Here is a 25,715-nt window from a genome sequence, read left to right as displayed (position 1 = left end):
CCAAATGTTGCAACCAAAGCGTACGAAGTTCCGCAAGCAAATGACTGGCCACAACCGTGGTCTGGCATTGCGCGGTAGCAAAGTCAGCTTCGGCGAGTATGCGCTGAAGTCTGTAGCTCGTGGTCGTCTCACCGCTCGTCAGATCGAGTCAGCGCGTCGTGCTCTGACCCGTCACGTAAAACGTGGCGGCAAGATCTGGATCCGTGTGTTCCCGGACAAGCCTGTAACCAAAAAGCCACTCGAAGTTCGGATGGGTAAAGGTAAGGGTAACGTGGAATACTGGGTTGCCCAGATTCAGCCAGGCAAAGTCCTGTATGAAATCGAGGGTGTTTCTGAAGAGTTGGCGCGTGAGGCGTTCGCCCTGGCTGCTGCAAAGCTGCCACTCGCCACCTCCTTTGTTAAGCGGACGGTGATGTGATGAAAGCGAATGAACTTCGTGAAAAATCAGCACAGCAGCTGAACGAGCAACTGCTCGGCCTGCTGCGCGACCAGTTCAATCTGCGTATGCAGAAAGCAACTGGCCAGTTGGGGCAGTCTCATCTGCTCTCGCAAGTTAAACGTGACATCGCTCGCGTGAAGACTGTGCTCAACCAGCAGGCAGGTAAGTAATCATGGCTGAAGCCGAAAAAACTGTCCGTACGCTGACTGGCCGTGTTGTCAGCGACAAGATGGACAAGACCATCACCGTTCTGATCGAGCGCCGCGTTAAGCACCCGATCTACGGTAAATACGTTAAGCGTTCGACTAAGCTGCACGCGCACGACGAAACCAATCAGTGCCACATCGGCGACAAAGTCACTATTCGTGAAACTCGTCCGCTGGCCAAGACCAAGTCTTGGGCACTGGTTGATGTTCTCGAACGCGCTGTGGAAGTCTAAGGACTAGGGGTCGGAGAAATTATATGATTCAGACTCAATCCATGCTCGATGTGGCCGATAACAGCGGCGCACGCCGCGTTATGTGCATCAAGGTGCTGGGTGGCTCCCATCGTCGTTACGCTGGTATCGGTGACATCATCAAAGTTACCGTGAAGGAAGCAATTCCTCGCGGTAAAGTGAAAAAAGGCCAAGTGATGACTGCTGTTGTAGTCCGCACTCGCCACGGTGTTCGCCGTGCTGATGGCTCCATTATCCGCTTTGATGGCAACGCTGCTGTTCTGTTGAACAACAAGCAAGAGCCGATCGGCACCCGTATCTTTGGGCCAGTGACCCGTGAACTTCGTACTGAGAAGTTCATGAAGATCGTCTCGCTCGCCCCAGAAGTGCTGTAAGGAGATCCGACATGCAAAAGATTCGTCGTGACGACGAGATCATCGTGATCGCCGGCAAAGACAAAGGTAAGCGCGGTAAGGTGCTTAAGGTTCTCGCTAACAACCGTCTGGTTATTGGTGGTCTGAACCTGGTCAAGCGTCATACCAAGCCAAACCCGATGTCGGGCGTGCAGGGCGGTATCGTCGAAAAAGAAGCTCCACTGGACGCTTCTAACGTCGCCATTTTCAACGGCGAAACCAACAAGGCTGACCGCGTTGGTTTCAAAGTAGAAGACGGCAAGAAAATTCGTGTCTTCAAGTCGACCCAAAAAGCGGTTGATGCTTGAACACTGCTAGGTAGATGAGACCATGGCACGACTAAAAGAGATTTACCGGAAGGAAATTGCTCCGAAACTTAAGGAAGAACTTAAGCTTTCGAACGTGATGGAAGTTCCGCGCGTTACCAAAATCACCCTGAACATGGGTCTGGGCGAAGCGATCGGCGACAAAAAAGTCATCGAGCACGCTGTTGCTGACCTGGAAAAGATCACCGGTCAAAAAGTCGTTGTGACTTACGCTCGGAAATCCATCGCTGGCTTTAAAGTCCGTGAAGGTTGGCCGATCGGCGTCAAAGTGACTCTGCGCCGTGAGCGTATGTACGAGTTCCTGGATCGTCTGCTGTCGATCTCCCTGCCTCGGGTTCGCGACTTCCGCGGCCTGAATGCCAAGTCCTTCGATGGTCGTGGTAACTACAGCATGGGCGTGAAAGAGCAGATCATTTTCCCGGAAATCGATTACGACAAGATCGACGCTCTCCGCGGTCTGGACATTACCCTGACCACCACTGCCAAGAACGATGATGAAGGCCGCGCTCTGCTGCGTGCTTTCAAATTCCCGTTCCGCAACTGATTGGAGTAGGAAAATGGCCAAGAAGAGCATGAAAAACCGTGAGCTGAAGCGTCAGCTCACCGTTGCCAAGTACGCCACCAAGCGTGCAGCGCTGAAAGCTATCATCGTTGATCTGAACGCAAGTCCAGAAGCGCGTTGGGAAGCTACAGTAGCTCTGCAGAAGCAGCCACGTGACGCAAGCGCTGCGCGCATGCGTAACCGCTGCCGCCTGACTGGTCGTCCGCACGGCGTTTACCGCAAGTTCGGCCTTGGCCGTAACAAGCTGCGTGAAGCTGCAATGCGTGGTGACGTACCAGGTCTGGTTAAAGCCAGCTGGTAAGTGCTGTCAAAGTCTCGATGGTCGGGATCGCATGATCCCGACCATCGGTGGCCTTGAATCTGAATCAAGCCCCTTTTGGGGCTTGTTTCATTTCCGGAGTGTGTCTAGAATATCCGGCTCGCCTGAGCCCGTGTTTTTTATGCTCGGAGATTCTCGGCGACACGTAGTAGCCGCAAGGCTAATTTTTCTGTATTAGGAGCGTCTAGCCCATGAGTATGCAGGACCCGTTAGCGGACATGCTAACTCGAATCCGTAATGCCCAGATGGCTGAAAAGTCCGTCGTAAGCATGCCGTCTTCCACGTTGAAGGTGGCTGTAGCTAAAGTCCTGAAGGACGAAGGTTACATCGCGGGTTATCAGATCAGCAGCGAAATCAAACCACTGCTGTCTATCGAGCTGAAATATTTCGAAGGCCGTCCGGTCATCGAAGAAGTGAAGCGCGTTAGCCGTCCAGGCCTGCGTCAGTACAAGTCCGTCGATGATCTGCCAAAAGTTCGTGGCGGTCTCGGTGTGTCTATCGTCTCCACCAACAAAGGTGTGATGACGGATCGTGCTGCGCGCGCTGCCGGTGTCGGCGGCGAAGTTCTTTGCACTGTGTTCTAAGGGGGGATAAGCATGTCTCGCGTCGCTAAGAACCCCGTTAAGCTGCCAGCCGGTGTCGAAGTAAAATTCGCAGGCCAACAGCTTTCGGTGAAGGGTGCCAAGGGTACTCTTGAACTGAACATCCATTCGTCCGTTGAGATCGTTGAAGAAGCCGGTGAGCTGCGTTTTGCTGCTCGCAATGGCGATCAACAGACTCGCGCAATGGCTGGTACCACTCGTGCGTTGGTAAACAACATGGTCCAAGGCGTAAGCCAAGGCTTCGAGCGCAAGCTCCAGCTGGTCGGTGTTGGTTACAAAGCGCAAGCAAAAGGCACAGTGCTGAACCTGGCTCTCGGCTTCTCGCACCCAGTGGATTACGAACTGCCGGAAGGCATCACCGCTGAGACTCCTAGCCAGACCGATATCCTGATCAAGGGCATCGACAAGCAGCTGGTAGGTCAAGTGGCCGCCGAGATCCGCGACTTCCGTCCACCAGAGCCGTACAAAGGCAAAGGTGTGCGCTACGCGGACGAAGTCGTCCGTCGTAAAGAAGCCAAGAAGAAGTAGGGCATAGCAAATGACCGACAAAAAAGTTACTCGACTGCGTCGCGCTCGCAAAGCACGCCTGAAAATGCACGAACTAGAAGTCGTGCGTCTCTGCGTGTTCCGCTCTTCGCAGCACATCTACGCCCAGGTCATTTCGGCCGACGGCAACAAAGTTCTGGCATCTGCCTCGACTTTGGACAAAGAACTGCGTGATGGTGCCACTGGCAACATTGACGCGGCCACAAAGGTTGGCCAGCTGGTCGCTACGCGTGCTAAGGCCGCTGGCGTCTCGCAAGTGGCTTTCGACCGCTCTGGCTTCAAGTACCACGGCCGCGTTAAAGCGCTGGCTGATGCTGCTCGTGAAGCTGGGCTGGAGTTCTAAGTTATGTCAAATAACGACCAAAAGCGCGACGAAGGCTACATCGAGAAGCTGGTTCAAGTTAACCGCGTAGCCAAAACCGTTAAAGGCGGCCGTATCTTCACCTTCACCGCGTTGACCGTGGTTGGTGATGGTAAGGGCCGTGTTGGCTTCGGCCGTGGCAAGTCGCGTGAAGTGCCTGCTGCAATCCAGAAGGCAATGGAAGCTGCTCGTCGCAACATGATCCAAGTGGACCTGAACGGCACCACTCTGCAGTACGCAATGAAATCCGCCCATGGCGCTTCCAAGGTGTACATGCAGCCTGCTTCTGAAGGTACCGGTATCATCGCTGGCGGCGCTATGCGTGCTGTCCTCGAGGTTGCTGGCGTTCAGAACGTTCTGGCCAAGTGCTACGGCTCGACTAACCCGGTAAACGTGGTTCACGCCACTTTCAAAGGTTTGAAAGCTATGCAATCTCCTGAATCCATTGCCGCCAAGCGTGGCAAAAGCGTCAAGGAGATCTTCTGATCATGGCTACCGTTAAAGTAACGCTGATCAAAAGCATGACCGGCCGCATCCCTAACCACAAACTGTGCGTTAAGGGTCTGGGTCTGCGTCGCATCGGTCACACTGTAGAAGTACTGGATACTCCCGAGAATCGCGGGATGATCAACAAGGCTTACTACATGCTGCGTGTCGAGGGTTAATCGATGAAACTCAATGATCTGAGTCCAGCGCCGGGTTCCCGTCGCGAAAAGCATCGTCCGGGCCGTGGTATCGGTAGCGGTTTGGGTAAGACTGGTGGCCGTGGCCACAAAGGTCAAACCTCCCGCTCCGGTGGCACCATTGCTCCAGGCTTTGAAGGCGGTCAACAGCCGCTGCATCGTCGCCTGCCTAAGTTCGGTTTCGTTTCCCTGAAAGCCATGGACCGCGCAGAAGTGCGTCTGTCCGAGCTGGCTAAAGTGGAAGGCGACATCGTCACTGTGCAGTCCCTGAAAGATGCCAACGTGATCAACGTCAACGTACAGCGTGTGAAAATCATGCTGTCCGGTGAAGTGACTCGCGCTGTCACTATCGGCAAGGGAATCGGCGCCACCAAAGGTGCGCGTGCGGCTATCGAAGCAGCTGGCGGCAAGTTCGAGGAATAAATGGCTAAGCAAGGTGCTCTCTCTGCGCTCGGCAAAGGCGGTATGTCTGAACTCTGGGCTCGTCTGCGTTTTCTGTTCCTGGCGATTATCGTCTACCGAATAGGCGCACACATCCCGGTTCCAGGTATCAACCCGGACCGACTCGCGGACCTGTTTCGACAGAATGAGGGGACCATTCTTAGCTTGTTCAACATGTTTTCCGGCGGCGCGCTGGAGCGGATGAGCATCTTTGCACTGGGGATCATGCCGTACATCTCGGCATCGATCATCATGCAACTGATGACAGCCGTCAGCCCGCAGTTGGAGCAGTTGAAGAAGGAAGGTGAAGCTGGGCGTCGCAAGATCGCTCAGTACACCCGCTACGGCACTGTCGTCCTCGCTCTCGTCCAGGCAATTGGCATGTCCATTGGTCTGGCGGGGCAGGGCGTTGCGTTCACTGGTGACTTTGGCTTCCATTTCGTTGCGGTAACCACTTTTGTGGCGGGCGCAATGTTCATGATGTGGCTGGGTGAGCAGATTACTGAGCGTGGTGTTGGCAACGGTATCTCGATGTTGATATTCGCAGGTATCGTCGCCGGTCTTCCGAGAGCGATCGGGCAGTCTTTCGAGTCTGCGCGTCAGGGTGATATCAACATTTTTGCCCTGGTTGCCATCGGTTTGCTGGCAGTAGCGATTATCGGTTTTGTGGTGTTCATTGAGCGTGGCCAGCGTCGTATTGCTGTTCACTACGCCAAGCGTCAGCAGGGCCGTAAGGTTTTTGCTGCGCAGACCAGCCACCTGCCGCTGAAGGTGAACATGGCCGGTGTTATTCCGGCTATTTTCGCGAGCAGCATCTTGCTGTTCCCGGCTTCGTTGGGTACCTGGTTTGGTCAGTCTGAAGGTCTGGGCTGGCTGCAGGACATCTCGCAGTCGATCGCTCCTGGTCAGCCGTTGAATATTCTGCTGTTTAGTGCAGGGATTATTTTCTTCTGCTTCTTCTATACGGCGTTGATGTTCAATCCGAAAGACGTAGCGGAAAACCTGAAGAAGTCCGGTGCCTTTATTCCGGGCATCCGTCCAGGTGAGCAGTCTGCGCGCTACATTGATGGCGTTCTGACTCGTTTGACCCTGTTCGGTGCTCTCTATATGACGGCCGTGTGTCTGTTGCCCCAGTTCCTGGTGGTTGCGGCAAACGTTCCGTTCTACCTTGGCGGGACCTCGTTGCTGATCGTCGTCGTGGTTGTGATGGACTTCATGTCCCAAGTACAATCGCACCTCGTTTCGCACCAGTACGAATCCCTGATGAAGAAAGCCAACCTGAAGGGTTACGGCAGCGGCATGCTGCGCTGACCCATAAGGTTCGAGGAGTTGGTGATGAAAGTTCGTGCATCGGTGAAAAAGCTGTGCCGTAACTGCAAGATTATTCGCCGCGAAGGTGTTGTTCGAGTAATTTGCAGCGCGGAACCGCGTCACAAACAGCGCCAAGGCTGAGTGTGATTGTGCTTCAAGCCCGGCAGCTAGTGCGCTGCCGGGTTGATTATTTGTTATTACAGCGATATTATCTCGCGCCCTATTTCTTGGCTTCCGGGGCGTAGGTAGCTGTCAATTGGAGTCCCACTGAATGGCCCGTATTGCAGGCGTCAACATTCCAGATAACAAGCATACTGTTATCTCGCTGACCTACATCTATGGTGTTGGTCGCACTACTGCGCAGAAGATCTGTGCAGTGACTGGGGTAAACCCAGCAGCAAAGATCAAAGATCTGAGCGACGAGCAAATTGAACAGCTGCGTGGCGAAGTGGCGAAGTTCACCACTGAAGGTGATCTGCGTCGCGAAATCAACATGAAAATCAAGCGCTTGATGGACCTCGGTTGCTATCGCGGTCTGCGTCATCGTCGTGGTCTGCCAGTACGCGGTCAGCGTACCAAGACCAACGCGCGTACCCGTAAAGGTCCGCGTAAGCCGATCCGCAAGTAATCGCCCCAGCGAATCGACAGGAAAATTATCATGGCAAAACCTGCTGCTCGTCCTCGTAAAAAAGTTAAAAAGACAGTGGTTGATGGCATCGCCCACATCCATGCATCTTTTAACAACACAATCGTGACCATCACCGACCGTCAAGGTAACGCGCTTTCTTGGGCTACCTCCGGTGGTTCGGGTTTCCGCGGTTCCCGCAAGTCCACCCCGTTCGCTGCTCAAGTAGCTGCTGAACGTGCTGGTCAAGCTGCGCTGGAATATGGCCTGAAAAACCTCGACGTTAACGTCAAGGGTCCAGGTCCAGGTCGTGAGTCCGCTGTCCGTGCTTTGAACGGCTGTGGCTATAAGATCGCCAGCATCACCGACGTGACGCCAATCCCGCACAACGGGTGCCGTCCGCCGAAGAAGCGCCGCGTGTAATCCAGGAGATTGTAAAGAATGGCTCGTTACATTGGTCCAAAATGCAAACTCGCTCGTCGCGAAGGCACCGATCTCTTCCTGAAGAGCGGCGTGCGCGCGATCGAATCGAAGTGCAACATTGAAGCAGCACCTGGTATCCACGGCCAACGCCGCGGTCGCCAGTCCGACTACGGCACCCAACTGCGTGAAAAGCAGAAGGTCCGTCGTATCTACGGCGTTCTCGAGCGTCAGTTCAGCGGCTACTACAAAGAAGCTGCTGGCAAGAAAGGTGCAACCGGTGAAAACCTGCTGCAACTGCTCGAATGCCGTCTGGACAACGTTGTATACCGTATGGGCTTTGGTTCGACTCGTGCCGAATCCCGTCAGCTGGTATCGCACAAATCCGTAAGCGTTAACGGTCAGACCGTAAACGTGCCGTCGTACCAGGTTCGTGCTGGTGACGTGGTCGCGATTCGCGAGAAAGCAAAGAACCAACTTCGCATTGTCCAAGCTCTCGATCTGTGTGCCCAACGTGGCCGCGTAGAATGGGTAGAAGTAGACACTGAGAAGAAGTCGGGCGTTTTCAAGAACGTTCCAGCTCGCAGTGATCTGTCCGCCGACATCAACGAAAGCCTGATTGTCGAGCTCTACTCCAAGTAAGGGCTAGAAAATAGGTGCATCCATGCAGATTTCGGTAAATGAGTTCCTGACACCCCGCCATATTGATGTGCAGGTTGTCAGTCCAACCCGCGCCAAGATCACTCTCGAGCCTCTCGAGCGTGGTTTTGGCCACACCCTGGGCAACGCGCTGCGCCGCATCCTGTTGTCCTCAATGCCCGGCTGTGCAGTAGTCGAGGCCGAGATTGACGGTGTGCTCCACGAGTACAGCGCCATCGAAGGTGTACAGGAAGACGTAATTGAAATCCTGTTGAACCTTAAAGGTCTGGCTATCAAGCTGCACGGCCGTGACGAAGTTACGCTGACCTTGTCGAAGAAGGGTTCGGGGGTGGTTACCGCTGCCGATATTCAGCTGGATCATGATGTCGAGATCGTTAATCCCGATCACGTAATCGCTAACCTGGCGTCTAACGGCGCCCTGAACATGAAGCTAGTAGTAGCTCGTGGTCGTGGTTATGAACCGGCCGACTCGCGTCAGAGCGATGAAGACGAAAGCCGCAGCATTGGTCGCTTGCAGCTTGACTCTTCGTTCAGCCCGGTTCGCCGTATCGCATACGTGGTGGAAAACGCCCGTGTCGAGCAGCGTACTAACCTGGACAAGCTGGTTATTGATCTGGAAACCAACGGTACTCTGGACCCTGAAGAGGCTATCCGTCGCGCTGCAACCATCCTGCAACAGCAGTTGGCTGCGTTCGTGGACCTCAAAGGCGACAGCGAGCCAGTGGTAATCGAGCAAGAAGACGAGATCGATCCGATCCTGCTTCGCCCGGTTGACGATCTGGAACTGACTGTACGTTCGGCTAACTGCCTTAAGGCGGAAAACATCTACTACATCGGTGACCTGATTCAGCGTACCGAAGTAGAGCTGTTGAAGACTCCGAACCTGGGCAAGAAATCCTTGACTGAAATCAAGGACGTTCTGGCCTCCCGCGGTCTGTCCCTCGGCATGCGCCTCGACAACTGGCCGCCTGCAAGTCTTAAGAAGGACGACAAGGCGACTGCCTGATCGTCGTAATCACCGAACGTTGTGTTTGGTAAGGAATGAACCATGCGTCATCGTAAAAGTGGTCGTCACCTGAGCCGCACCAGCTCGCACCGCAAGGCCATGTTTCAAAACATGGCGGTGTCGCTGTTCGAGCACGAGCTGATCAAAACTACACTGCCAAAAGCCAAAGAACTGCGTCGCGTTGCTGAGCCGCTGATCACTTTGGCCAAGACAGACAGCCTGGCTAACCGCCGTTTGGTTTTCGACCGTACTCGTTCGAAAGCTATCGTTGGTAAGCTCTTCAACGACCTGGGCAAGCGTTACGCTACCCGTGAGGGTGGCTACCTGCGCATCCTCAAGTGCGGCTTCCGCACTGGCGACAACGCGCCTATGGCGTACGTCGAGTTGGTTGATCGTGCTACTGCCGGCGAAGCTGTAAGCGCCGAGTAAGACGACAAGCTGTAACGAAGAACCGGGCCTAGTGCCCGGTTTTTTGTGCGCGCTGGAAAAGTACCGTCGCGACGGACGGCGTTATCTCCGTCTATCCAGGGCTGCTTTCAATTAGTTAATTTCTATTGATGCTGATCAATTAATGAATTTGATGGTGTCATGTTCCTGGTCAATACTCCTTCTCAGCCGATTAGCCGGCAGTTTCCAAGACTGAAGAGGAAGATTGTGCATGAGCCAGAATAAAACGCTGACTACCGCCAGTGGCGCTCCCGTCGCAGATAACCAGAATTCCCGTTCCGCCGGTCCACGCGGCCCGCTGCTGCTCGACGATTTTCACCTGATCGAGAAGCTCGCCCACTTCAACCGCGAAAATATCCCTGAGCGCCGCGTGCATGCCAAGGGCTCGGGTGCTTACGGTACCTTCACCGTCACTCGCGATATCACCCAGTACACCAGCGCCAAGCTGTTTTCCGAGGTTGGTAAACAAACCCCTACGTTCCTGCGGTTCTCCACTGTCGGTGGTGAGCGCGGCTCGGCGGACACCGAACGCGATCCTCGTGGATTCGCTTTGAAGTTCTACACCGAAGAAGGCAACTGGGACATCGTCGGCAATAACACGCCGGTGTTCTTCATTCGTGATCCGCTGAAGTTTCCGGATTTCATCCACACCCAAAAACGTCTGCCGCAAAGCAATCTGAAAAGCGCGCAGATGATGTGGGATTTCTGGTCGCACTCCCCTGAGGCGCTGCACCAGGTCACTATCCTGTTCTCCGACCGTGGGATTCCTGATGGCTACCGTCACATGCACGGCTTTGGTAGCCATACCTACAGCCTGATCAGCGCCAGCGGCGAGCGGCATTGGGTGAAATGGCACTACAAGACCCTGCAGGGCATCAAGAACCTGGCGCCGGCCGAAGCTGCGCGTCTGGCCGGGACTGACCCGGACTACGCCCAGCGCGACCTGTTCGGCGCCATCGAGCGCGGTGACTTCCCGAAATGGCGCGTGTGCATCCAGATCATGAGCGAAGCCCAGGCAGCGGCGCATTACGAGAACCCGTTCGACGTGACCAAGACCTGGTCGCAGAAAGAGTTTCCGTTGATTGAAGTCGGCGAGTTGGAACTCAACCGTAACCCGCTGAACTACTTCGCCGAAGTCGAGCAGGCTGCGTTTGGCCCGAGCAACATGGTTCCGGGTGTCGGCCTGTCGCCGGACCGCATGCTGCAGGGCCGGGTGTTCGCCTACGCCGATGCGCACCGCTACCGTGTGGGCACCAATCACCAGCAACTGCCGGTGAACGCACCACGCAGCCCGGTCAACAGCTATCAGCGCGATGGTTCCATGGCATTTGGCAGCAATGGCGGTGCGGCGCCCAACTACGAGCCGAACAGCTACGTGGAGTCGCCAAAGCAGGCCCCGCACTTCGCTGAGCCGCCACTGGCGTTGAGTGGAGCGGCTGATCGTTACGATCATCGCGAAGATACCGACTACTACAGCCATGCTGGTGCGCTGTTTCGCTTGATGAGCGCTGAACAGAAAGCCCTGTTGGTCAGCAACATTGCTGGCGCCATGGCCGGGGTTTCCGGTGATGTGGTCGACCGTCAACTGCAGCACTTCTTCAAGGCCGATCCGGCGTACGGAGAAGCAATTGCAACGGCGTTGGGTGTACAGCTTAACGAAGTCTAAACGAGAAGCAGAACCGCCCTCAATTGGGCGGTTTTTGCGTTATTTAAACCACTTTTCTCAGAATATCTTCGCTTTTATCTCGCGAATCGAGTGACCAAACGGGCGCCTTGGTTCAAACTACAGACTTTCAAGCAGGGAGATGTAGGGCGATGCAAGGTCACCCGGACGTAATCGATTACCTCAACACGTTGCTCACGGGCGAACTGGCAGCGCGTGATCAATATTTCATCCATTCGCGGATGTATGAGGACTGGGGCTTTACCGAGCTCTACGAGCGCATCAATCACGAGATGGAAGAAGAAGCCGGGCACGCCGATGCGCTGATGCGCCGGATCCTGATGCTGGAAGGTACGCCGCGCATGCGCCCGGACGACCTCGACGTCGGGACTACCGTGCCGGACATGCTCGCCGCCGACCTGCGCCTGGAGTACAAGGTGCGTGCCGCGCTGTGCAAAGGCATTGAGCTGTGTGAGCAACACAAGGACTACATCAGTCGCGACATGCTGCGTATCCAGTTGGCCGATACCGAAGAAGATCACACCTACTGGCTGGAGAAACAGCTGGGCCTGATCAAGTTGATCGGTCTGGAAAACTACCTGCAATCGCAGTTCTGATTCTGCTTTGTAGGCGCACGGCTTACCGGCGATGGCGTCCTCGAAATCGCCATCGCGAGCACGCTTCGCTCCTACAGACGCAAGACACAAAAAAGCCCCTGTCACCGATAACGTGACAGGGGCTTTTTCATGGGCCGGTGTCAGGCCCGGTCGCGTTCCAGCAGTGGCTTGAGGTAGAAGCCAGTGTGCGACTGCTTCATCTCGGCGACTTCCTCAGGCGTACCCACGGCGATGATCTGACCGCCCTTGGAGCCGCCTTCCGGCCCCAGGTCCACCAGCCAATCGGCGGTCTTGATCACGTCCAGATTGTGCTCGATTACCACTACGGTGTTGCCGTGGTCGCGCAGGCGGTGCAACACGTCGAGCAATTGCTGGATGTCCGCGAAGTGCAGGCCGGTGGTCGGCTCATCGAGGATATACAGGGTCTTGCCGGTATCACGCTTGGACAACTCGCGGGACAACTTGACCCGCTGTGCTTCACCGCCCGACAGGGTGGTCGCCGATTGCCCGAGCTTGATGTACGACAGGCCGACATCCATCAGCGTCTGCAGCTTGCGCGCCAGGGCCGGTACCGCGTCGAAGAACACCCGGGCTTCCTCGATGGTCATTTCCAAGGTTTCGTGGATGCTCTTGCCCTTGTACTTGATCTCCAGGGTCTCGCGGTTGTAACGCTTGCTCTTGCACACGTCGCACGGGACATAGATGTCCGGCAGGAAGTGCATCTCGACCTTGATCAGGCCGTCGCCCTGGCAGGCTTCACAGCGTCCACCCTTGACGTTGAACGAGAAACGACCCGGGCCATAGCCCCGTGAGCGCGACTCCGGGACGCCTGCGAACAGCTCACGAATCGGCGTGAACAGCCCGGTGTAGGTCGCCGGGTTGGAGCGCGGCGTACGACCGATCGGGCTCTGGTCGATGTCGACCACCTTGTCCAACAGCTCAAGGCCCTTGATGCTGTCGTGGGCTGCGGCTTCCAGGGTCGTCGCACCATTGAGCGCGGTGGCGCTCAGGGGGAACAGGGTGTTGTTGATCAGTGTCGACTTGCCCGAGCCGGACACGCCGGTCACACAGGTCAGCAGGCCCAGGGGGATTTCCAGGTCGACATTGCGCAAGTTGTTGCCGCGGGCACCTTTGAGGTGCAGTGCCAGCTTCTTGTTGCGCGGCGTGCGTTTGGCGGGCACGGCGATCTTCACCCGGCCCGACAGGTATTTGCCGGTCAGCGAGTCCGGGTGGGCCATGACTTCGGCCGGTGTGCCTTCGGCGACGATATGCCCGCCATGCACGCCAGCGCCGGGGCCGATGTCTACCACGTAGTCGGCGAGGCGAATGGCGTCCTCGTCGTGCTCGACCACGATCACCGTGTTGCCGATGTCGCGCAAATGCTTGAGGGTGCCCAGCAGTCGGTCGTTGTCCCGCTGGTGCAGGCCAATGGACGGCTCGTCGAGGATGTACAGCACGCCCACGAGGCCGGCGCCGATCTGGCTGGCCAGGCGAATGCGCTGCGCCTCACCGCCGGACAGGGTGTCGGCACTGCGGTCCAGGGACAGGTAGTCGAGGCCGACGTTGACCAGGAACTGCAGGCGTTCGCGGATTTCCTTGAGGATCTTGTCGGCGATTTCGCCGCGCCGCCCCGTCAGTTTCAGGGTGCCGAAGTAGTCGCACGCATCGCCGATCGGCAGGTTGGTCACCGCCGGCAGGGTTTTCTCGCCGACCCACACGTGCCGCGCTTCACGGCGCAGGCGGGTGCCGCGGCAATCCGGGCAGGGCTGGGTGCTGAGGAACTTGGCCAGCTCTTCGCGCACCGAAGCAGACTCGGTTTCGCGGTAGCGGCGATCGAGGTTCGGCACGATGCCTTCGAACGGGTGCGAACGCTTGACGATGTCGCCCCGGTCGTTGAGGTATTTGAAATCGACGTTCTGGCTGCCGCTACCGTGCAGGATGACTTTCTGCTGGTCGGCTGGCAGCTGGTTGAACGGCACTTCCAGGCTAAACCCATAATGGGCGGCCAGCGAGCCGAGCATCTGGAAGTAATAGACGTTGCGCCGGTCCCAGCCGCGAATCGCGCCCTCGGCCAGGGTCAGTTCGCCGTTGACCAGGCGCTTGATGTCGAAGAACTGTTTGACTCCCAGGCCGTCGCAGGTCGGGCAAGCGCCCGCCGGGTTGTTGAAGGAGAACAGCTTGGGTTCCAGTTCACTGATGGCGTGGCCGCAGATCGGGCAGGCAAAACGTGCGGAGAAAATCATCTCCTCACCCGGCTCATCGTCCATCGGTGCGACCAGCGCGATGCCGTCGGCCAGCTTCAGGGCGGTCTCGAACGACTCGGCCAGGCGCTGCTGCAGGTCCTCGCGAACCTTGAAGCGGTCGACCACCACATCGATCGAGTGCTTTTTCTGTTTATCCAGCTTCGGCAGCTCATCCAGCTCGCACAGCTTGCCGTTGACCCGGGCACGGACGAAACCCTGGGCCCGCAGTTCTTCGAAGACCGACAGGTGTTCGCCCTTGCGCTCACGGATCACCGGGGCCAGCAGCATCAGCTTGCTGCCCTCAGGCTGGGCCAGCACCAGGTCGACCATCTGGCTGACGGTCTGGGCTTCCAGGGGGATGTCGTGATCCGGGCAGCGCGGAATACCTACGCGAGCGTAAAGCAGGCGCAGGTAGTCGTAGATTTCGGTAATGGTGCCAACCGTCGAGCGCGGGTTGTGGGAGGTCGACTTCTGCTCGATGGAGATGGCCGGTGACAGGCCTTCAATCGTGTCGACGTCGGGCTTTTCCATCATCGACAGGAACTGCCGGGCATAGGCCGACAGCGACTCGACATAACGCCGCTGACCCTCGGCATACAAGGTGTCAAAGGCCAGGGACGACTTGCCGGACCCGGACAAGCCGGTGATGACGATCAGTTTGTCCCGTGGCAGGGTCAGGTCGATATTCTTCAGGTTGTGGGTTCGAGCCCCACGAATCAGGATCTTGTCCAAGGTGGCCTCGCTCGGCGGGCGTAAACGTAGGAGTATAAGGCCAAATACTGGATGGATGCACACTATCAAATGTGCACGATGGTGCCTTACATGAAGACTCTGTCATCCGTGCGCGGCAAAGCGTCGCCCTATACCCCGTCAACCGATGGGACTGATAGAATCGCCGCCGGTTCACATGAGGTAATTCCATGCACGATCCCCACAGCGAACGCATGAGTGGTAGCGAGACCCGCGCAGCGAGCGGTCTGGCCCTGGTGTTCGCGTTCCGTATGCTTGGCATGTTCATGGTGTTGCCGGTACTGGCGACCTACGGCATGGACCTGGCAGGCGCGACCCCGGCCCTGATCGGCCTGGCGATTGGCGCCTACGGCCTGACCCAGGCGGTGTTCCAGATTCCCTTCGGGATCATTTCCGACCGTATCGGGCGGCGCCCGGTGATTTACCTGGGTTTGATCGTCTTTGCCCTGGGCAGCGTGCTGGCGGCCAACGCCGATTCGATCTGGGGCGTGATCGCCGGACGCATCCTGCAGGGCGCCGGGGCGATTTCCGCAGCGGTCATGGCCTTGTTGTCCGACCTGACCCGCGAACAGCACCGCACCAAGGCCATGGCCATGATCGGCATGACCATCGGCCTGTCGTTCGCCGTGGCCATGGTCGTCGGGCCACTGCTGACCCGTGCCTTCGGCCTGTCCGGGTTGTTCCTGGCGACCGGCGGCATGGCATTGCTGGGGATCGTCATCGTGATGTTCATGGTGCCGCGCTCCACGGGCCCCTTGCAGCACCGTGAGTCCGGGGTCGCCCGCCAGGCCTTGTTGCCGACCCTCAAGCACCCGGACCTGCTGCGCCTGGACCTGGGGATTTTTGTGTTGCACGCGATGTTGATGTCGAGCTTCGTCGCCTTGCCGCTGGCGCTGGTGGAAAAAGCCGGGCTGCCCAAGGAACAGCATTGGTGGGTGTACCTGACCGCGCTACTGATTTCGTTCTTCGCCATGATTCCGTTCATCATCTACGGCGAGAAGAAACGCAAAATGAAACGAGTTTTACTCGGTGCCGTCGCGACGCTGATGCTCACTGAGCTATTCTTCTGGCAGTTCGGCGACAGCTTGCGGGCCCTGGTGATTGGTACGGTGGTGTTCTTCACCGCGTTCAATCTGCTGGAAGCCTCCTTGCCGTCGTTGATCAGCAAGGTTTCACCGGCAGGCGGCAAGGGCACGGCCATGGGGGTCTACTCCACCAGCCAGTTCCTCGGCTCGGCACTGGGCGGCATCATGGGTGGCTGGATGTACCAGCATGGCGGTCTGTCGGTTGTGTTCCTCGGATGCGCAGGTCTGGCTGCCCTCTGGTTGGCCTTTGCTGTTACCATGCGCGAACCTCCCTATGTGACGAGCCTGCGCTTGCCGTTATCGCCCGAAGCGATCCGCGAAGCCGGTCTGGTTGAGCGCCTGCTGGCCGTCGTTGGGGTAACCGATGCCATCGTGGTGGCTGATGAAGCCGCCATTTACATCAAATTGGACACCGAACTATTGGATCGCACCACCCTCGAGCGCCTGGTCAACAACCCGGCGCCGACAGCGTGCGAAGCCTAGGAGAACGTTATGGCCCGTGGGGTTAACAAAGTCATATTGGTCGGCACTTGCGGCCAGGATCCCGAAGTTCGCTACTTGCCTAACGGTAACGCCGTGACCAACCTGAGTCTGGCGACCAGCGAACAATGGACCGACAAGCAAACTGGCCAGAAAGTCGAAAAGACCGAATGGCACCGTGTATCGATGTTCGGCAAGGTTGCAGAGATCGCCGGCGAATACCTGCGTAAAGGTTCGCAGGTCTACATCGAAGGCAAGCTGCAGACCCGCGAGTGGGAAAAAGACGGCATCAAGCGTTACACCACCGAAATCGTGGTCGACATGCAAGGCACCATGCAACTGCTGGGCGGCCGTCCACAGGGCGACCAGCAAGGCCAGGGCGGCGGCGGTAACAACTACCAGCAAGCCGCTCCACGCCAGCAGGCACCGCGTCCGGCTCCGTCGCAACAGCCACAGCGTGAGTCGCGTCCAGCGCCACAGCAACAGGCCGCACCGCAGCCGGCTGCAGACTTCGACAGCTTTGATGACGATATTCCGTTCTGAGAATTACCTGAGGCCTTTTTGTAAAATTTCAGCCTGAAAGCCCCGTCCTAGGGGCTTTTTTCATGCTTTTACACTGTAAAGTTTTTCGTCCCGATTTGCCGAATTTCTAGATTGTGCACTACCTTGAGAAATGTAAAGTTTTCATGGGGGGCGATCCTGATGCGTTTATTGGCGATCAGACACGTTCAATTCCGCGAGGGCGAGCGACACAAGTTGTTGGTTGATGCGCAGACCGGCATCCCCTTGTATTACCCTTCTTTGTTTATCACCACCCAAGTCCGTGCCGGCGGTTTGTCCGTTTCGACGGTGCAGGCGTCGCTGACGGCCCTCAAAGTTCTGTATGCGTGGCAGACGGAGCGAGGCATCAACCTCGAAGCGTTGTTTTCGACCGGTACACTACTTCGACTTGAAGACATCACATCACTGGTGGGTTTCACTGCGCACCCCCTAAACGAGGCGCGCCCACGCAAGACTTTTAAGGTGGTCAGGCTCAGGCTCAGGGCAGGGCGGGCGGTGACACCCAGCGTTGTACATGTCGCTGCGCAAACCCAATTTACTCGGCTCAGCACCATCGCCCACTATTTGGGCTTCCTGGCCGAGACCATGCGCGCTGGAAGGACGTGCGGTCTTGCTGACAGCGCGGTGGGCGAGATGGTCGCGCGGATCAATGCCTACAGGCCGAAATTATCCCAGTTGACGTCAGTGGATCGAGATGAAAAGGGCCTGGACCTGAGGGTCGTTGATGAGGTGTTGGAATACCTGCGACCCGGCCACCCGCAGAATCCTTTTGCGGATAAGCAGGTGCAACATCGTAATCATCTGATCATGGTGTTACTGCGTTATCTCGGCATCAGGCGGGGTGAGCTGCTGAATTTGCGGGTGGAGGACGTGGATTTCGCAAAATCCACGCTCAGCATTGTCCGACGCCCGGACAGCCCACTCGACAGCCGCCGGTACCAACCCTTGGTCAAGACCAAACCCCGGCATATTCCGATCAACGACGCGCTGCAAAAAGCATTGAGTGACTATATTTTACGATTCAGGGCGAGTTTTCGTCAGGCGAGAAAGCACCCCTATTTACTGGTAACCCACAAAGCCGGTCCAACTCAGGGCAGTCCGATGTCGAACAGCAGTTTTGGCAAGTTGATGACCACCGTTCAAGGCATTGCCCACGAATTTGCAGGCATTCATGCCCATGCGTTTCGGCATACATGGAACTATGACTTCTCGTGTATCACGGACGCGGCAGGCACTATGACGCCGGAACAGGAGCAGAAGGCGCGGGCTTATCTGATGGGCTGGTCTGAAACCTCCGGCACCGCTGTTACGTACAATAAACGGCATACCAAAGAAAAGGCCGCAAAAGCAGCATTGGAGTTTCAACGGACGCTGAAACGTCGGTAGGAGTTTTCTAATGATCTACGCTGATATAGACATGAATAATCAAACCGTATCGCGGTCCCGTGATGGATGGGCGTTTTCTAAGTCTGAACGTACTTGGCACCTTAATAAAAATATCATCATAGAGTTGGATTGGGTTGACGATTTGACCGATGAATTAAAAGATTCGTTTCTGAATACCTTGCATTATTATGCCGTCAATAGTTCAGCGTCACACACTCAAAATATGATGCATCGCGCAAAGTCATTTTTTTTATTTTCCGATGGTCGGTTGGATACAAAGTCATTGTTGGCATTTCGCGCAAAGCTCAGTTCGTCTACAGAGCATCATTTAGGTTCTCTGAGGGGGTTTTTAGTTGCCTGGTACAGGCAAGGTCATCCGGGAATAAATGAGGAGTTCATTAGAACGTTACAGGGGTGGGTATTAAAAGGGAATGAAATCGGGCGTGCAGTGCTGCAGATGGACAGTCAGAAGGGGCCTTTGACGGACGTTGAAATGCAAGGTGTGCTGGATGGTGTGATCACTTGTTATTCAAAACATCGTTTGAGGGTGGAAACGGTGGCCTTGATCCTCACGTTACTTTACACAGGGCGGCGCTCGGTTCAAATTGTTTCACTGAAGATCAAAGATGTGCGGGCAACCAAGAACAACGGCACTGCAGGCTATGAAATCAATTTTCCACGCGCGAAGCAGCGACATGCGTTGTGGCGTTCCACCTTCAACACCTATGCCATCGACGAAGATCTATGGCTGATATTGCAATTGCAGGTAGCCGAAACTGTAGATAGGTTGCAGTCCCTTGTTGATTTTCGACTTTCCGATGCGCTTATCCAAGAGCTTCCGCTTTTTCCTGATTTTGTAGACATTTCGTCTCGCACGACAGAGAGGGAGTTGTCGGAGCTTTTGCAGTTCGATTATCTCCATGCGCCGGCAAACATATGTAATAGCGCGTTGACTCGGTTTTCGGAAGAACACCGGGTATTTTCCGAAAGGACGGGTCAGCCTTTAAATCTAACCTCACGCCGTTTTAGGTATACGCTCGGGACTAACCTGGCTCATCAAGGCTACGGCATTGCTATTGTAGCGGAGGCACTGGACCACTCTACAATGCAAAGTACGAGTTGTTACATAAAAAGTCTGTCGGACATTGTTGGCCGTATCGACAAAGCGGTGGCACAAAGGCTGGCGCCTTTGGCTCAGGCGTTTCAGGGGGTGCTGGTGACCTCGGAGCGGGAGGCTGTTCGAGGCGGCGATCCGAGCAGCCGCATAACCAATGGGCGGGTGAATATCGGCACGTGTGGTAGTTATGGCTTTTGTGGAGCGTTAGCGCCCCTGGCCTGTTACACCTGCACGCACTTTCAGCCATGGCTGGACGGCCCCCATGAAGAGGTGCTGAGTGAGCTACTTGCCAGCAGTGATCGAGTGTGGACCGTCACGCAGGACACTAAAGTCGCCTCAGCCAATGACCGATTGATTCTGGCGGTCACAGACGTGGTCCAGCGCTGCGCCCAAGCGAAGAAGGCGACCTCGAATGGCTAAGATCTTCACATTCACTCCCGGTGCCAATTCCAACGCCAAGGCGAATGTCCGAGAATTTATCCATCGTTGCCGGGAAGATCTCGACGTACTGGGGCCAAAAGTTGATTGGGACAGCAATTTTTGGACCGGGGAGGTGGGCTTCACCAAAGCGGGTGTCAACCCACGGAAAGTGACCGCTGCAGACTTGCTGAGTCCAGACATCATTCCTTTCGCAAAAGCCTATATTGCATACCGAAAAGCACATAGCCCGAGCGCGCGGGATGCTGCCAGGAGTATTGTCCCTATTCGCTGTGTCGAGCCGGCGTTACTGGCGATAAAAAAAGTCGCGGATATCTCGCTCGTTGACCCTGTTGTGTTGGATCATGCGGTTGCCGTGGCGCGTGAGCACTATCAGTTCAGCGGCAATATGGCCAGTTCCGAGTTAAATCGGTTCGTTAAATTCTTGCTCGAACATAAGTTGGTGGAAAGGGCGTTTCATTGGAAGTGCTCAATTCCAGGACCCAAAGGAAACGGCAGAACGGATCGCGAAGGCAAGAAAGCCAGTCAAGATAAAATGCCGCCTGATCATGTGCTTAATTACATGGCAGAGATGTTTGCCAACAATCCGCAAAACCCCGCGGATAAGTATGTGGTGTCGCTCTTTGCACTGTTGATGAGCGCGCCGGCCCGTATCTCAGAGGTTCACGATCTGCCGCTGGACTGCTTGCACAGTGAAATTGATGCCCAAGGCGCGAAAAAGTTGGGTCTGAGGTTTTATTCAGGCAAGGGGTTTGGACCTAATATTAAGTGGGTTCCAGCCGTGTTCAATGATGTCGCAGTCAACGCTGTTGAGCGCCTCACCGAACTTACCAATGAAGGTCGGCGCATGGCTAGATGGTATGAAAATCATCCTGAGCTGTTCTATCGGCACGCGGCGTGTCCAGCGGTGGATGATAGTACGCCCTTGAGTGTTACGCAGATCTGTGATGCGTTGAGTGTCAAGTATCGTGGGCTGCCCTGCTATGCACGAGCATTTCTCAAGAACTTAGCCAATCCTATAGCAAGTTTTCTTTACGAGCATAATATCGCCTTGGAACAAGTTACCTTGGCTGTTCTCAATAAATACGCGCGCTCGCGTTTGCCCAAGGATTTTCCCTGGAAAAATAAACAGCTGCAGCTCAAGTGGTCCGACAGTCTATTCTGTATGCGGGTCAATGAACTGCACCATCAACGAGGTGTATCGCCGATTATCATCTGGGGGCCCGGCAGCAGTAGCATCAGCAGTGCGTTGTCCATCACCAGTGGCACTCGAGAGATGCAAACCGTCTGGGATCGAAATGGGTGTAAAAACCCGGATGGCAGTCGCATCAGTCTGACGACTCACCAGGTACGCCATTTTCTCAATACCACCGCGCAACGCGGTGACTTGGGGCAGTTCGACATTGCGCGCTGGTCAGGGCGCGCCAATGTTTCTCAGAACAACACCTACAACCACATGACTGATGAAGAACATCTGGAAAAAATAGGTAGCTTTCCAGCACTCAGTGCGTTGTCGGGACCCTTAGAAAAAATCGCAGCCCATGCACCGGTGACGTTAGCGGACCTGGGCGCCATCGGCGATGTCATGGCGCATGTCACCGAGCTTGGGTTCTGCGTGCATGATTACTCAATGCTGCCGTGCCAGAAACACCGGGACTGCTTGAACTGCAACGAGCATGTCTGTGTGAAAGGTGATGATCAAAAGCTGGCACGATTAATACTCCAGCGCGATGCGATTGCACTACAACTCGCCCAGGCGCAGCAGGCACTGGGCGAGGGCTACTATGGCGCAGACCGTTGGACCGTTCATCAGCAAACAACGCTGGAGCGAGCGAACCAGCTGATCTCGCTGCTGCAAGCGGATGAGGTTGAGAGAGGGGCGGTCGTGCGTTTAAGTAATGATCAAGAGTTCAGTCCGCTGAAACGTGAGCTTGCAGCGAGAAGCCCGCAGCCTAAGCTTCCTGAGAGTGTAATGTTTGAAACTCAGGATTTGTTCAAGGAGCGAGATGGCAAAGCATCTGACTAACTTTGATCTAGAACAGATCGTTCGCACTCTGGATGGCTGGGAAGGCCGGCTCACGTGGGACGCTTTATGCGACTCGTTAGCCCCGCTGATAGGCACGCGACCTACACGTCAAACATTGAGTGCTTACATACAGATTCGAGAAGCCTTTCAGCATAAGAAAGGTCGAATTGACCTTAAAAACGACAACGCCAAAATTCCTCCCTCCATTACCGTGGCCGCACAACGTATACGGCGTCTTGAGGAAGAAAATGCCCGTTTAAAAAATGAAAATGAAAGCTTGTTGGAACAGTTTGTTATCTGGCAATACAACGCCTACTGTCATGGCCTCACGGAGCAACAGCTGGCGGCCCCTCTCCCCAAAGCGAGGAGGGGTTCTTCAGAGAGCTAGCCGTCGATGTGCGTGCATTGACTCGCATTAGGGTGGCTAGGTAGCGGAGATTACCGCCGATGTCTTTACCCGGTCCCTCACTTGCCACAGGCATACCCCGAAAACATCCTCATCGCGTAAGCCCTCAATTTTCTTGCTGGATGTATTACGACGGAGCAAGCATATTTTTCTCACTGTAAGGCTGAGTTGAAGACTCAACTCCGATCGCATTCATATGCGCTATAGCGTATATTTGAGCGCTTTCGCGGCTAGACAATACCTGGCATTTGCGCGGCAAAAATTGGGCAAAATTACCGGAGTGAAAGTATGTTCTTCGCGTTTGATCCAGACCAACAAACGATTCGATCCTGGGGACATTTCGAATTTGAGCAACCCTGTTTCATCCTCACGATTTCTCCAATCGATGAACCCACCTTGCGTCGGGCCGCCGTACTGTCCAATCCTTATGACCTCAAACGCTACCTGGCCACAGTTGATGCGGTAGTCGTCCACAATGTGCAACTGCTGAGCCCTGGTGAGCTGAATGGTACTGGAGCTTGGTGCTTGGACAACTTGGTGGAATTGACTCACCTCACCGATCCCAAAAGCTCTGCAGAAGGCATGCTCTACAAGACCGAGGCGCGGATTGATAGCGATGTCGACGCCGCCAAATTAGCGGCATGGGATCACCGAGTGCTTTTCACGAAACAAATCCGTCCACTGAAGCTGTTCGGATCTGAAGCGTTGTCACCTTTCAGCTCCATTCGGGACACCTTAGAACAAGTCCTATCGAGAGCATCTGCAACTCAAATAGCTCGCGCCGAGGAATGAACCTGCCTAACTGCAAATCCCCGCCGGCGATCCGGTTAACGCCTAGCCGAAGTAAATCGACGTAATTCATAGCATTGACTACAAAAGGTCCGCCAAAAAGTGGAAAGATCCTAAACGAAACCCAACTATCGCTATAGCGTATAGCCATTTTTGCCATAGACCGGCTTTATCGTTCCTTTTGCGAGCAAGCAAATGGAACTCAGAGACGCGTTCGGCACGACCATCCGAAAAATTAGGCTTTCCCGAGGTTTGGCGCAAGATGCCATCGGCCCTAGTCAGGCCTATATCAGCGAAGTTGAGCGCGCCATCAAAAGTCCGACGCTCGATAAAATGCAAGAGTTAGCCGAGGCTTTGGACGTGCACTTGGTAACGATCTTGGTTGGCGCTTTTGCTGAATCCGGTCAATCAGCCACAGAGCTGTTGGCCTTGGTAAAGAAGCAATTGCGTGCCCAAGGGCTTGGGGATCTCGAGTCGGATAAGAAGTAATTCCGTTGCGCTGAGCGTTAACAGCCAGCTTCGAGAAACCATGGCAGTCTTAGGTCAATAGCGTTCCCGCACCTAATTTGAAGCTAGATCACCACATAACGAAGACTATTACAGCTCTCTCCGAAGTACTCTTGGAAGCGTAAGCGTCCGATAGACGCGCCTTTCTAGCGCCTGTAATGGCCTAACGGGTAGATTGTGTGCTCGAAAAGCAGCTTCAAAGCTCAAGTCCCTTGGACTTACCCGCCGCTAACCCTTCTAGCAACATTGGTAGTACCTCGACGGCCGACCCTACCAACATGAACTCCTTCTGTTCGCCCATTGCAACGTCAACTTTGTTCACATGAATGACCGAAGCTCCAGACGACAACGCGAGGTCTGGAAGGCCAGCGGCGGGCATGACGATCCCTGAGGTGCCCACTGATATTAGAAGATCGCAATTCTTCACCAGGCGCACTGCGGCCTTCCATGCCTGGGGTGGCAAATCCTCTCCGTACCAGACCACCGCAGGACGCATCTTGCCATTACAACGCGGACATCTAGGAGGCTCGATCAACGCGCCCTCATCCGGTATTGCTGGTTGATCTGGCGATACAACCGCAGGCCGATGGCAAGTGAAGCATTTGGGCATTGCCAAATTGCCATGTAAATGCACCACGTTTAATGAGCCTGCTCGCTCATGAAGGTCGTCAATATTCTGGGTGATGACAGATACCTGCGGCAGTGAGTTAGCCATGCAAGCTATTATATGATGTGCGGCATTTGGCTCTGCTTGAGCAACTCGGAGCCGCCGCCACAGATACCATCCCCATATCAATGGGGGGTTCTTGCGAAAGGCCTTAGCCGTTTCTAAATCCCTCGGATCGTATCCTGCCCAAATTCCAGAAAGTTTTTCGCGGTACGTAGGGATGCCGCTATCGGCGGAAATACCAGCGCCAGTGAAAAAAACCACCTTCTTGGCTCTGTGAAGTGCGTCTACGGCTTGCTCTATGACAGACATAGCAATCATCTCCTACCTTCCTGCTTCGCGTGTAAGGAGCTGTCGCTGAGCGTATTTCTCTACTCCAGCTTTTCGTCGGTACCCTATCTCAGTAAGTGTCCGCCCGACACCCTCTTGCTGATCAGACTGTCGCCCGCTTCAACCATTGATCGAACTACTCGCATCCAAACTGCGTCGGCCTTAAATTTACTGCCGTCGATAAGAAGCAAATTTTTTCCAAGTGATCTCAGCTCCTGACAGAGCATTACGAATTTAGATTTCAGCCCCAGCTCCGGCCCCGCCCCGGAGCACGGTTCGCTGCGCTCGAATAATGAGTCGAGCAGGGATGGCATGTAATGGAGGGGCGCGAGTGAGTGACTGCTATTGCCGATTTTCTGCCTGTAACGAGTGGCAGCTAACGGCCCAGAGTGTGTAAAAACGCGCTTATGCACTGTCGGCGCGCAGCGCCGACGGTTGTTGGCTGAGTAATTGCTCGCAACAAGTCCTGCGGATCATCACTAGGGCCTGGGAGCCCCCAGCGCCGCTTCTACCTTGCTGGGTGGCCAAAATACAGACCTCTTCAGGCCGACAGCGCCTTCATTAAACTGCTGGTACCGAGAATTTTCATCACACGCTTCAAGTTGTGGGCGAGGACGTTCAAACTCATCTCCGCACTTACTCCGTTCAGCTTTCTTGTCAGGAAAACCTAAAGAGTTACCCCAATTCAAGTGGGTCAATACCGTACTCGGCAACCTCAAAACGAGCTTGAGCGGGAGTCACCATGCATCCAACTTCAGTAAATATGCAGCCCGATATCTGGGGCATTTGCGTACCGGTTTAACCGATGCTACGACCTGAGTACATCGCATGCGCTTACTCGTCTTCGCGACTACCTGCGCTCCACAACCCTTGCGGGTGGTTCGAATGGCTGAGCATTATTGCTAATCAGGTATTTTTATGGCGTTATGCTATCGTTGCAAGCGTTGACCCCAGCTTTTTGACACGGTGAATAGCACGTATAGTAGAGATAGGGTCAGTGCGTACATGGATGTCTTCTAACCGGAAGTCGCCCCTACCTGAATGGACATACTG

General features: G+C 55.3%; 32 protein-coding genes and 1 pseudogene. 31 read left to right on the top strand and 2 right to left on the bottom strand.

Translation table 11 applies throughout. From position 1 onward, the window contains the following. Window positions 1–4: 4 nt before the first annotated feature. The 22 genes from rplP (at window position 5) to bfr (ending at window position 11,877) form a co-directional block, all read left to right on the top strand. Complete coding sequence (gene rplP / locus ACM6IP_RS14090; protein ID WP_027898303.1) at window positions 5–418, top strand: 50S ribosomal protein L16; 414 nt, start codon at window positions 5–7, stop codon at window positions 416–418. Continuing rightward, entirely contained in the window at window positions 418–609 is a 192-nt protein-coding gene (rpmC, locus tag ACM6IP_RS14085) for a 50S ribosomal protein L29 (RefSeq protein WP_002555481.1), read from the top strand. Before rplP ends, rpmC begins: the two co-directional genes overlap by 1 nt. A gap of 2 nt (window positions 610–611) precedes the next feature. Further along, window positions 612–878, top strand: coding sequence for a 30S ribosomal protein S17 (gene rpsQ / locus ACM6IP_RS14080; RefSeq protein ID WP_003176419.1), 267 nt, complete (start codon window positions 612–614; stop codon window positions 876–878). Between the two features lie 23 nt (window positions 879–901). Next, window positions 902–1,270 carry a 50S ribosomal protein L14 gene (rplN, locus tag ACM6IP_RS14075; protein ID WP_002555479.1) on the top strand — a complete coding sequence of 123 codons (369 nt, stop codon included), beginning with the start codon at window positions 902–904 and terminating at the stop codon, window positions 1,268–1,270. Window positions 1,271–1,281: 11 nt separating this feature from the next. Continuing rightward, window positions 1,282–1,596 (top strand): 50S ribosomal protein L24, encoded by a 315-nt coding sequence (rplX, locus tag ACM6IP_RS14070; RefSeq protein WP_003176416.1) that lies wholly within the window; start codon window positions 1,282–1,284, stop codon window positions 1,594–1,596. A 22-nt stretch (window positions 1,597–1,618) separates the two neighbouring features. After that, window positions 1,619–2,158 (top strand): 50S ribosomal protein L5, encoded by a 540-nt coding sequence (rplE, locus tag ACM6IP_RS14065; RefSeq protein WP_003210069.1) that lies wholly within the window; start codon window positions 1,619–1,621, stop codon window positions 2,156–2,158. A gap of 13 nt (window positions 2,159–2,171) precedes the next feature. After that, window positions 2,172–2,477 (top strand): 30S ribosomal protein S14, encoded by a 306-nt coding sequence (gene rpsN, locus ACM6IP_RS14060; protein WP_007918460.1) that lies wholly within the window; start codon window positions 2,172–2,174, stop codon window positions 2,475–2,477. A gap of 209 nt (window positions 2,478–2,686) precedes the next feature. Beyond that, entirely contained in the window at window positions 2,687–3,079 is a 393-nt protein-coding gene (rpsH, locus tag ACM6IP_RS14055) for a 30S ribosomal protein S8 (protein WP_003186040.1), read from the top strand. A gap of 12 nt (window positions 3,080–3,091) precedes the next feature. Next, window positions 3,092–3,625 (top strand): 50S ribosomal protein L6, encoded by a 534-nt coding sequence (gene rplF, locus ACM6IP_RS14050; RefSeq protein WP_003176412.1) that lies wholly within the window; start codon window positions 3,092–3,094, stop codon window positions 3,623–3,625. 10 nt (window positions 3,626–3,635) lie between these two features. Then, window positions 3,636–3,986, top strand: coding sequence for a 50S ribosomal protein L18 (gene rplR, locus ACM6IP_RS14045; protein WP_003186037.1), 351 nt, complete (start codon window positions 3,636–3,638; stop codon window positions 3,984–3,986). Window positions 3,987–3,989: 3 nt separating this feature from the next. Then, window positions 3,990–4,490 (top strand): 30S ribosomal protein S5, encoded by a 501-nt coding sequence (rpsE, locus tag ACM6IP_RS14040; protein ID WP_003186035.1) that lies wholly within the window; start codon window positions 3,990–3,992, stop codon window positions 4,488–4,490. Window positions 4,491–4,492: 2 nt separating this feature from the next. Then, on the top strand, window positions 4,493–4,669 hold the full coding sequence (gene rpmD / locus ACM6IP_RS14035) for a 50S ribosomal protein L30 (protein WP_003186033.1): 177 nt from the start codon (window positions 4,493–4,495) through the stop codon (window positions 4,667–4,669). Between the two features lie 3 nt (window positions 4,670–4,672). Next, entirely contained in the window at window positions 4,673–5,110 is a 438-nt protein-coding gene (gene rplO, locus ACM6IP_RS14030; protein ID WP_003228720.1) for a 50S ribosomal protein L15, read from the top strand. Then, entirely contained in the window at window positions 5,111–6,439 is a 1,329-nt protein-coding gene (gene secY, locus ACM6IP_RS14025) for a preprotein translocase subunit SecY (protein ID WP_095166168.1), read from the top strand. Window positions 6,440–6,463: 24 nt separating this feature from the next. Then, a complete protein-coding gene (rpmJ, locus tag ACM6IP_RS14020; RefSeq protein ID WP_002555468.1) occupies window positions 6,464–6,580 on the top strand; it encodes a 50S ribosomal protein L36 in 117 nt (38 codons plus the stop codon). Between the two features lie 130 nt (window positions 6,581–6,710). Further along, complete coding sequence (gene rpsM, locus ACM6IP_RS14015; RefSeq protein ID WP_003186020.1) at window positions 6,711–7,067, top strand: 30S ribosomal protein S13; 357 nt, start codon at window positions 6,711–6,713, stop codon at window positions 7,065–7,067. Between the two features lie 30 nt (window positions 7,068–7,097). Then, window positions 7,098–7,487 carry a 30S ribosomal protein S11 gene (rpsK, locus tag ACM6IP_RS14010; RefSeq protein WP_002555466.1) on the top strand — a complete coding sequence of 130 codons (390 nt, stop codon included), beginning with the start codon at window positions 7,098–7,100 and terminating at the stop codon, window positions 7,485–7,487. An 18-nt stretch (window positions 7,488–7,505) separates the two neighbouring features. After that, the gene (rpsD, locus tag ACM6IP_RS14005; protein ID WP_003210056.1) at window positions 7,506–8,126 is read left to right on the top strand and encodes a 30S ribosomal protein S4; all 621 of its coding nucleotides are present in this window, start codon (window positions 7,506–7,508) and stop codon (window positions 8,124–8,126) included. A gap of 22 nt (window positions 8,127–8,148) precedes the next feature. Next, complete coding sequence (locus ACM6IP_RS14000; protein ID WP_007924176.1) at window positions 8,149–9,150, top strand: DNA-directed RNA polymerase subunit alpha; 1,002 nt, start codon at window positions 8,149–8,151, stop codon at window positions 9,148–9,150. Window positions 9,151–9,192: 42 nt separating this feature from the next. Next, window positions 9,193–9,579, top strand: coding sequence for a 50S ribosomal protein L17 (rplQ, locus tag ACM6IP_RS13995; protein WP_017135967.1), 387 nt, complete (start codon window positions 9,193–9,195; stop codon window positions 9,577–9,579). Window positions 9,580–9,808: 229 nt separating this feature from the next. Further along, complete coding sequence (locus ACM6IP_RS13990) at window positions 9,809–11,263, top strand: catalase (protein WP_414861698.1); 1,455 nt, start codon at window positions 9,809–9,811, stop codon at window positions 11,261–11,263. Between the two features lie 149 nt (window positions 11,264–11,412). Then, complete coding sequence (gene bfr / locus ACM6IP_RS13985; protein WP_095166171.1) at window positions 11,413–11,877, top strand: bacterioferritin; 465 nt, start codon at window positions 11,413–11,415, stop codon at window positions 11,875–11,877. Window positions 11,878–12,017: 140 nt separating this feature from the next. Here the strand turns inward: bfr and uvrA are convergent, their stop codons facing one another. Continuing rightward, window positions 12,018–14,852 (bottom strand): excinuclease ABC subunit UvrA, encoded by a 2,835-nt coding sequence (gene uvrA / locus ACM6IP_RS13980; protein WP_095166173.1) that lies wholly within the window; start codon window positions 14,850–14,852, stop codon window positions 12,018–12,020. 188 nt (window positions 14,853–15,040) lie between these two features. On the opposite strand from uvrA, the gene ACM6IP_RS13975 reads away from it, so the two are divergent. The 8 genes from ACM6IP_RS13975 to ACM6IP_RS13940 all read left to right on the top strand — a co-directional run bounded on the left by ACM6IP_RS13975 (window position 15,041) and on the right by ACM6IP_RS13940 (window position 23,647). After that, window positions 15,041–16,438 carry an MFS transporter gene (locus ACM6IP_RS13975; RefSeq protein WP_095166174.1) on the top strand — a complete coding sequence of 466 codons (1,398 nt, stop codon included), beginning with the start codon at window positions 15,041–15,043 and terminating at the stop codon, window positions 16,436–16,438. A 9-nt stretch (window positions 16,439–16,447) separates the two neighbouring features. Beyond that, window positions 16,448–16,978 carry a single-stranded DNA-binding protein gene (locus ACM6IP_RS13970; RefSeq protein ID WP_095166176.1) on the top strand — a complete coding sequence of 177 codons (531 nt, stop codon included), beginning with the start codon at window positions 16,448–16,450 and terminating at the stop codon, window positions 16,976–16,978. Window positions 16,979–17,137: 159 nt separating this feature from the next. After that, the gene (locus ACM6IP_RS13965) at window positions 17,138–18,382 is read left to right on the top strand and encodes a tyrosine-type recombinase/integrase (protein WP_414861697.1); all 1,245 of its coding nucleotides are present in this window, start codon (window positions 17,138–17,140) and stop codon (window positions 18,380–18,382) included. A gap of 10 nt (window positions 18,383–18,392) precedes the next feature. Continuing rightward, window positions 18,393–19,919, top strand: coding sequence for a site-specific integrase (locus tag ACM6IP_RS13960; RefSeq protein ID WP_414861696.1), 1,527 nt, complete (start codon window positions 18,393–18,395; stop codon window positions 19,917–19,919). Then, window positions 19,912–21,963: an integrase gene (locus ACM6IP_RS13955; RefSeq protein WP_414861695.1), complete on the top strand. Its 2,052-nt coding sequence runs from the start codon at window positions 19,912–19,914 to the stop codon at window positions 21,961–21,963. Before ACM6IP_RS13960 ends, ACM6IP_RS13955 begins: the two co-directional genes overlap by 8 nt. Beyond that, window positions 21,944–22,351, top strand: a complete 408-nt coding sequence (locus ACM6IP_RS13950; RefSeq protein ID WP_414861694.1) for a hypothetical protein — start codon at window positions 21,944–21,946, stop codon at window positions 22,349–22,351. The genes ACM6IP_RS13955 and ACM6IP_RS13950 overlap by 20 nt, the downstream gene beginning before the upstream one ends. A gap of 306 nt (window positions 22,352–22,657) precedes the next feature. After that, entirely contained in the window at window positions 22,658–23,161 is a 504-nt protein-coding gene (locus tag ACM6IP_RS13945; RefSeq protein WP_414861693.1) for a hypothetical protein, read from the top strand. Window positions 23,162–23,353: 192 nt separating this feature from the next. Then, entirely contained in the window at window positions 23,354–23,647 is a 294-nt protein-coding gene (locus ACM6IP_RS13940; protein ID WP_414861692.1) for a helix-turn-helix domain-containing protein, read from the top strand. Between the two features lie 214 nt (window positions 23,648–23,861). Here the strand turns inward: ACM6IP_RS13940 and ACM6IP_RS13935 are convergent, their stop codons facing one another. Next, window positions 23,862–24,644 (bottom strand): SIR2 family NAD-dependent protein deacylase, encoded by a 783-nt coding sequence (locus tag ACM6IP_RS13935; RefSeq protein WP_414861701.1) that lies wholly within the window; start codon window positions 24,642–24,644, stop codon window positions 23,862–23,864. Between the two features lie 681 nt (window positions 24,645–25,325). Here ACM6IP_RS13935 and ACM6IP_RS13930 point away from each other — a divergent pair. Next, window positions 25,326–25,568: pseudogene (locus tag ACM6IP_RS13930) on the top strand (transposase); the annotation flags it as partial. Between the last annotated feature and the right edge of the window lie 147 nt (window positions 25,569–25,715).

The sequence above is a fragment of the Pseudomonas sp. IT-P176 genome (assembly GCF_949767245.1).
Classification (GTDB): Bacteria; Pseudomonadota; Gammaproteobacteria; order Pseudomonadales; family Pseudomonadaceae; genus Aquipseudomonas.
Note: the sequence above shows the minus strand (reverse complement) of the source record. Positions and strands in the feature narration are given on the sequence as shown.

What these genes read in the sequence shown, in the direction of transcription:
- rplP (WP_027898303.1), top strand. Translation starts at nt 5, where the DNA reads ATGTTGCAACCAAAGCGTACGAAGTTCCGCAAGCAAATGACTGGCCAC.
- rpmC (WP_002555481.1), top strand. Translation starts at nt 418, where the DNA reads ATGAAAGCGAATGAACTTCGTGAAAAATCAGCACAGCAGCTGAACGAG.
- rpsQ (WP_003176419.1), top strand. Translation starts at nt 612, where the DNA reads ATGGCTGAAGCCGAAAAAACTGTCCGTACGCTGACTGGCCGTGTTGTC.
- rplN (WP_002555479.1), top strand. Translation starts at nt 902, where the DNA reads ATGATTCAGACTCAATCCATGCTCGATGTGGCCGATAACAGCGGCGCA.
- rplX (WP_003176416.1), top strand. Translation starts at nt 1,282, where the DNA reads ATGCAAAAGATTCGTCGTGACGACGAGATCATCGTGATCGCCGGCAAA.
- rplE (WP_003210069.1), top strand. Translation starts at nt 1,619, where the DNA reads ATGGCACGACTAAAAGAGATTTACCGGAAGGAAATTGCTCCGAAACTT.
- rpsN (WP_007918460.1), top strand. Translation starts at nt 2,172, where the DNA reads ATGGCCAAGAAGAGCATGAAAAACCGTGAGCTGAAGCGTCAGCTCACC.
- rpsH (WP_003186040.1), top strand. Translation starts at nt 2,687, where the DNA reads ATGAGTATGCAGGACCCGTTAGCGGACATGCTAACTCGAATCCGTAAT.
- rplF (WP_003176412.1), top strand. Translation starts at nt 3,092, where the DNA reads ATGTCTCGCGTCGCTAAGAACCCCGTTAAGCTGCCAGCCGGTGTCGAA.
- rplR (WP_003186037.1), top strand. Translation starts at nt 3,636, where the DNA reads ATGACCGACAAAAAAGTTACTCGACTGCGTCGCGCTCGCAAAGCACGC.
- rpsE (WP_003186035.1), top strand. Translation starts at nt 3,990, where the DNA reads ATGTCAAATAACGACCAAAAGCGCGACGAAGGCTACATCGAGAAGCTG.
- rpmD (WP_003186033.1), top strand. Translation starts at nt 4,493, where the DNA reads ATGGCTACCGTTAAAGTAACGCTGATCAAAAGCATGACCGGCCGCATC.
- rplO (WP_003228720.1), top strand. Translation starts at nt 4,673, where the DNA reads ATGAAACTCAATGATCTGAGTCCAGCGCCGGGTTCCCGTCGCGAAAAG.
- secY (WP_095166168.1), top strand. Translation starts at nt 5,111, where the DNA reads ATGGCTAAGCAAGGTGCTCTCTCTGCGCTCGGCAAAGGCGGTATGTCT.
- rpmJ (WP_002555468.1), top strand. Translation starts at nt 6,464, where the DNA reads ATGAAAGTTCGTGCATCGGTGAAAAAGCTGTGCCGTAACTGCAAGATT.
- rpsM (WP_003186020.1), top strand. Translation starts at nt 6,711, where the DNA reads ATGGCCCGTATTGCAGGCGTCAACATTCCAGATAACAAGCATACTGTT.
- rpsK (WP_002555466.1), top strand. Translation starts at nt 7,098, where the DNA reads ATGGCAAAACCTGCTGCTCGTCCTCGTAAAAAAGTTAAAAAGACAGTG.
- rpsD (WP_003210056.1), top strand. Translation starts at nt 7,506, where the DNA reads ATGGCTCGTTACATTGGTCCAAAATGCAAACTCGCTCGTCGCGAAGGC.
- ACM6IP_RS14000 (WP_007924176.1), top strand. Translation starts at nt 8,149, where the DNA reads ATGCAGATTTCGGTAAATGAGTTCCTGACACCCCGCCATATTGATGTG.
- rplQ (WP_017135967.1), top strand. Translation starts at nt 9,193, where the DNA reads ATGCGTCATCGTAAAAGTGGTCGTCACCTGAGCCGCACCAGCTCGCAC.
- ACM6IP_RS13990 (WP_414861698.1), top strand. Translation starts at nt 9,809, where the DNA reads ATGAGCCAGAATAAAACGCTGACTACCGCCAGTGGCGCTCCCGTCGCA.
- bfr (WP_095166171.1), top strand. Translation starts at nt 11,413, where the DNA reads ATGCAAGGTCACCCGGACGTAATCGATTACCTCAACACGTTGCTCACG.
- ACM6IP_RS13975 (WP_095166174.1), top strand. Translation starts at nt 15,041, where the DNA reads ATGCACGATCCCCACAGCGAACGCATGAGTGGTAGCGAGACCCGCGCA.
- ACM6IP_RS13970 (WP_095166176.1), top strand. Translation starts at nt 16,448, where the DNA reads ATGGCCCGTGGGGTTAACAAAGTCATATTGGTCGGCACTTGCGGCCAG.
- ACM6IP_RS13965 (WP_414861697.1), top strand. Translation starts at nt 17,138, where the DNA reads ATGCGTTTATTGGCGATCAGACACGTTCAATTCCGCGAGGGCGAGCGA.
- ACM6IP_RS13960 (WP_414861696.1), top strand. Translation starts at nt 18,393, where the DNA reads ATGATCTACGCTGATATAGACATGAATAATCAAACCGTATCGCGGTCC.
- ACM6IP_RS13955 (WP_414861695.1), top strand. Translation starts at nt 19,912, where the DNA reads ATGGCTAAGATCTTCACATTCACTCCCGGTGCCAATTCCAACGCCAAG.
- ACM6IP_RS13950 (WP_414861694.1), top strand. Translation starts at nt 21,944, where the DNA reads ATGGCAAAGCATCTGACTAACTTTGATCTAGAACAGATCGTTCGCACT.
- ACM6IP_RS13945 (WP_414861693.1), top strand. Translation starts at nt 22,658, where the DNA reads ATGTTCTTCGCGTTTGATCCAGACCAACAAACGATTCGATCCTGGGGA.
- ACM6IP_RS13940 (WP_414861692.1), top strand. Translation starts at nt 23,354, where the DNA reads ATGGAACTCAGAGACGCGTTCGGCACGACCATCCGAAAAATTAGGCTT.
- ACM6IP_RS13935 (WP_414861701.1), bottom strand. Translation starts at nt 24,644, where the DNA reads ATGTCTGTCATAGAGCAAGCCGTAGACGCACTTCACAGAGCCAAGAAG.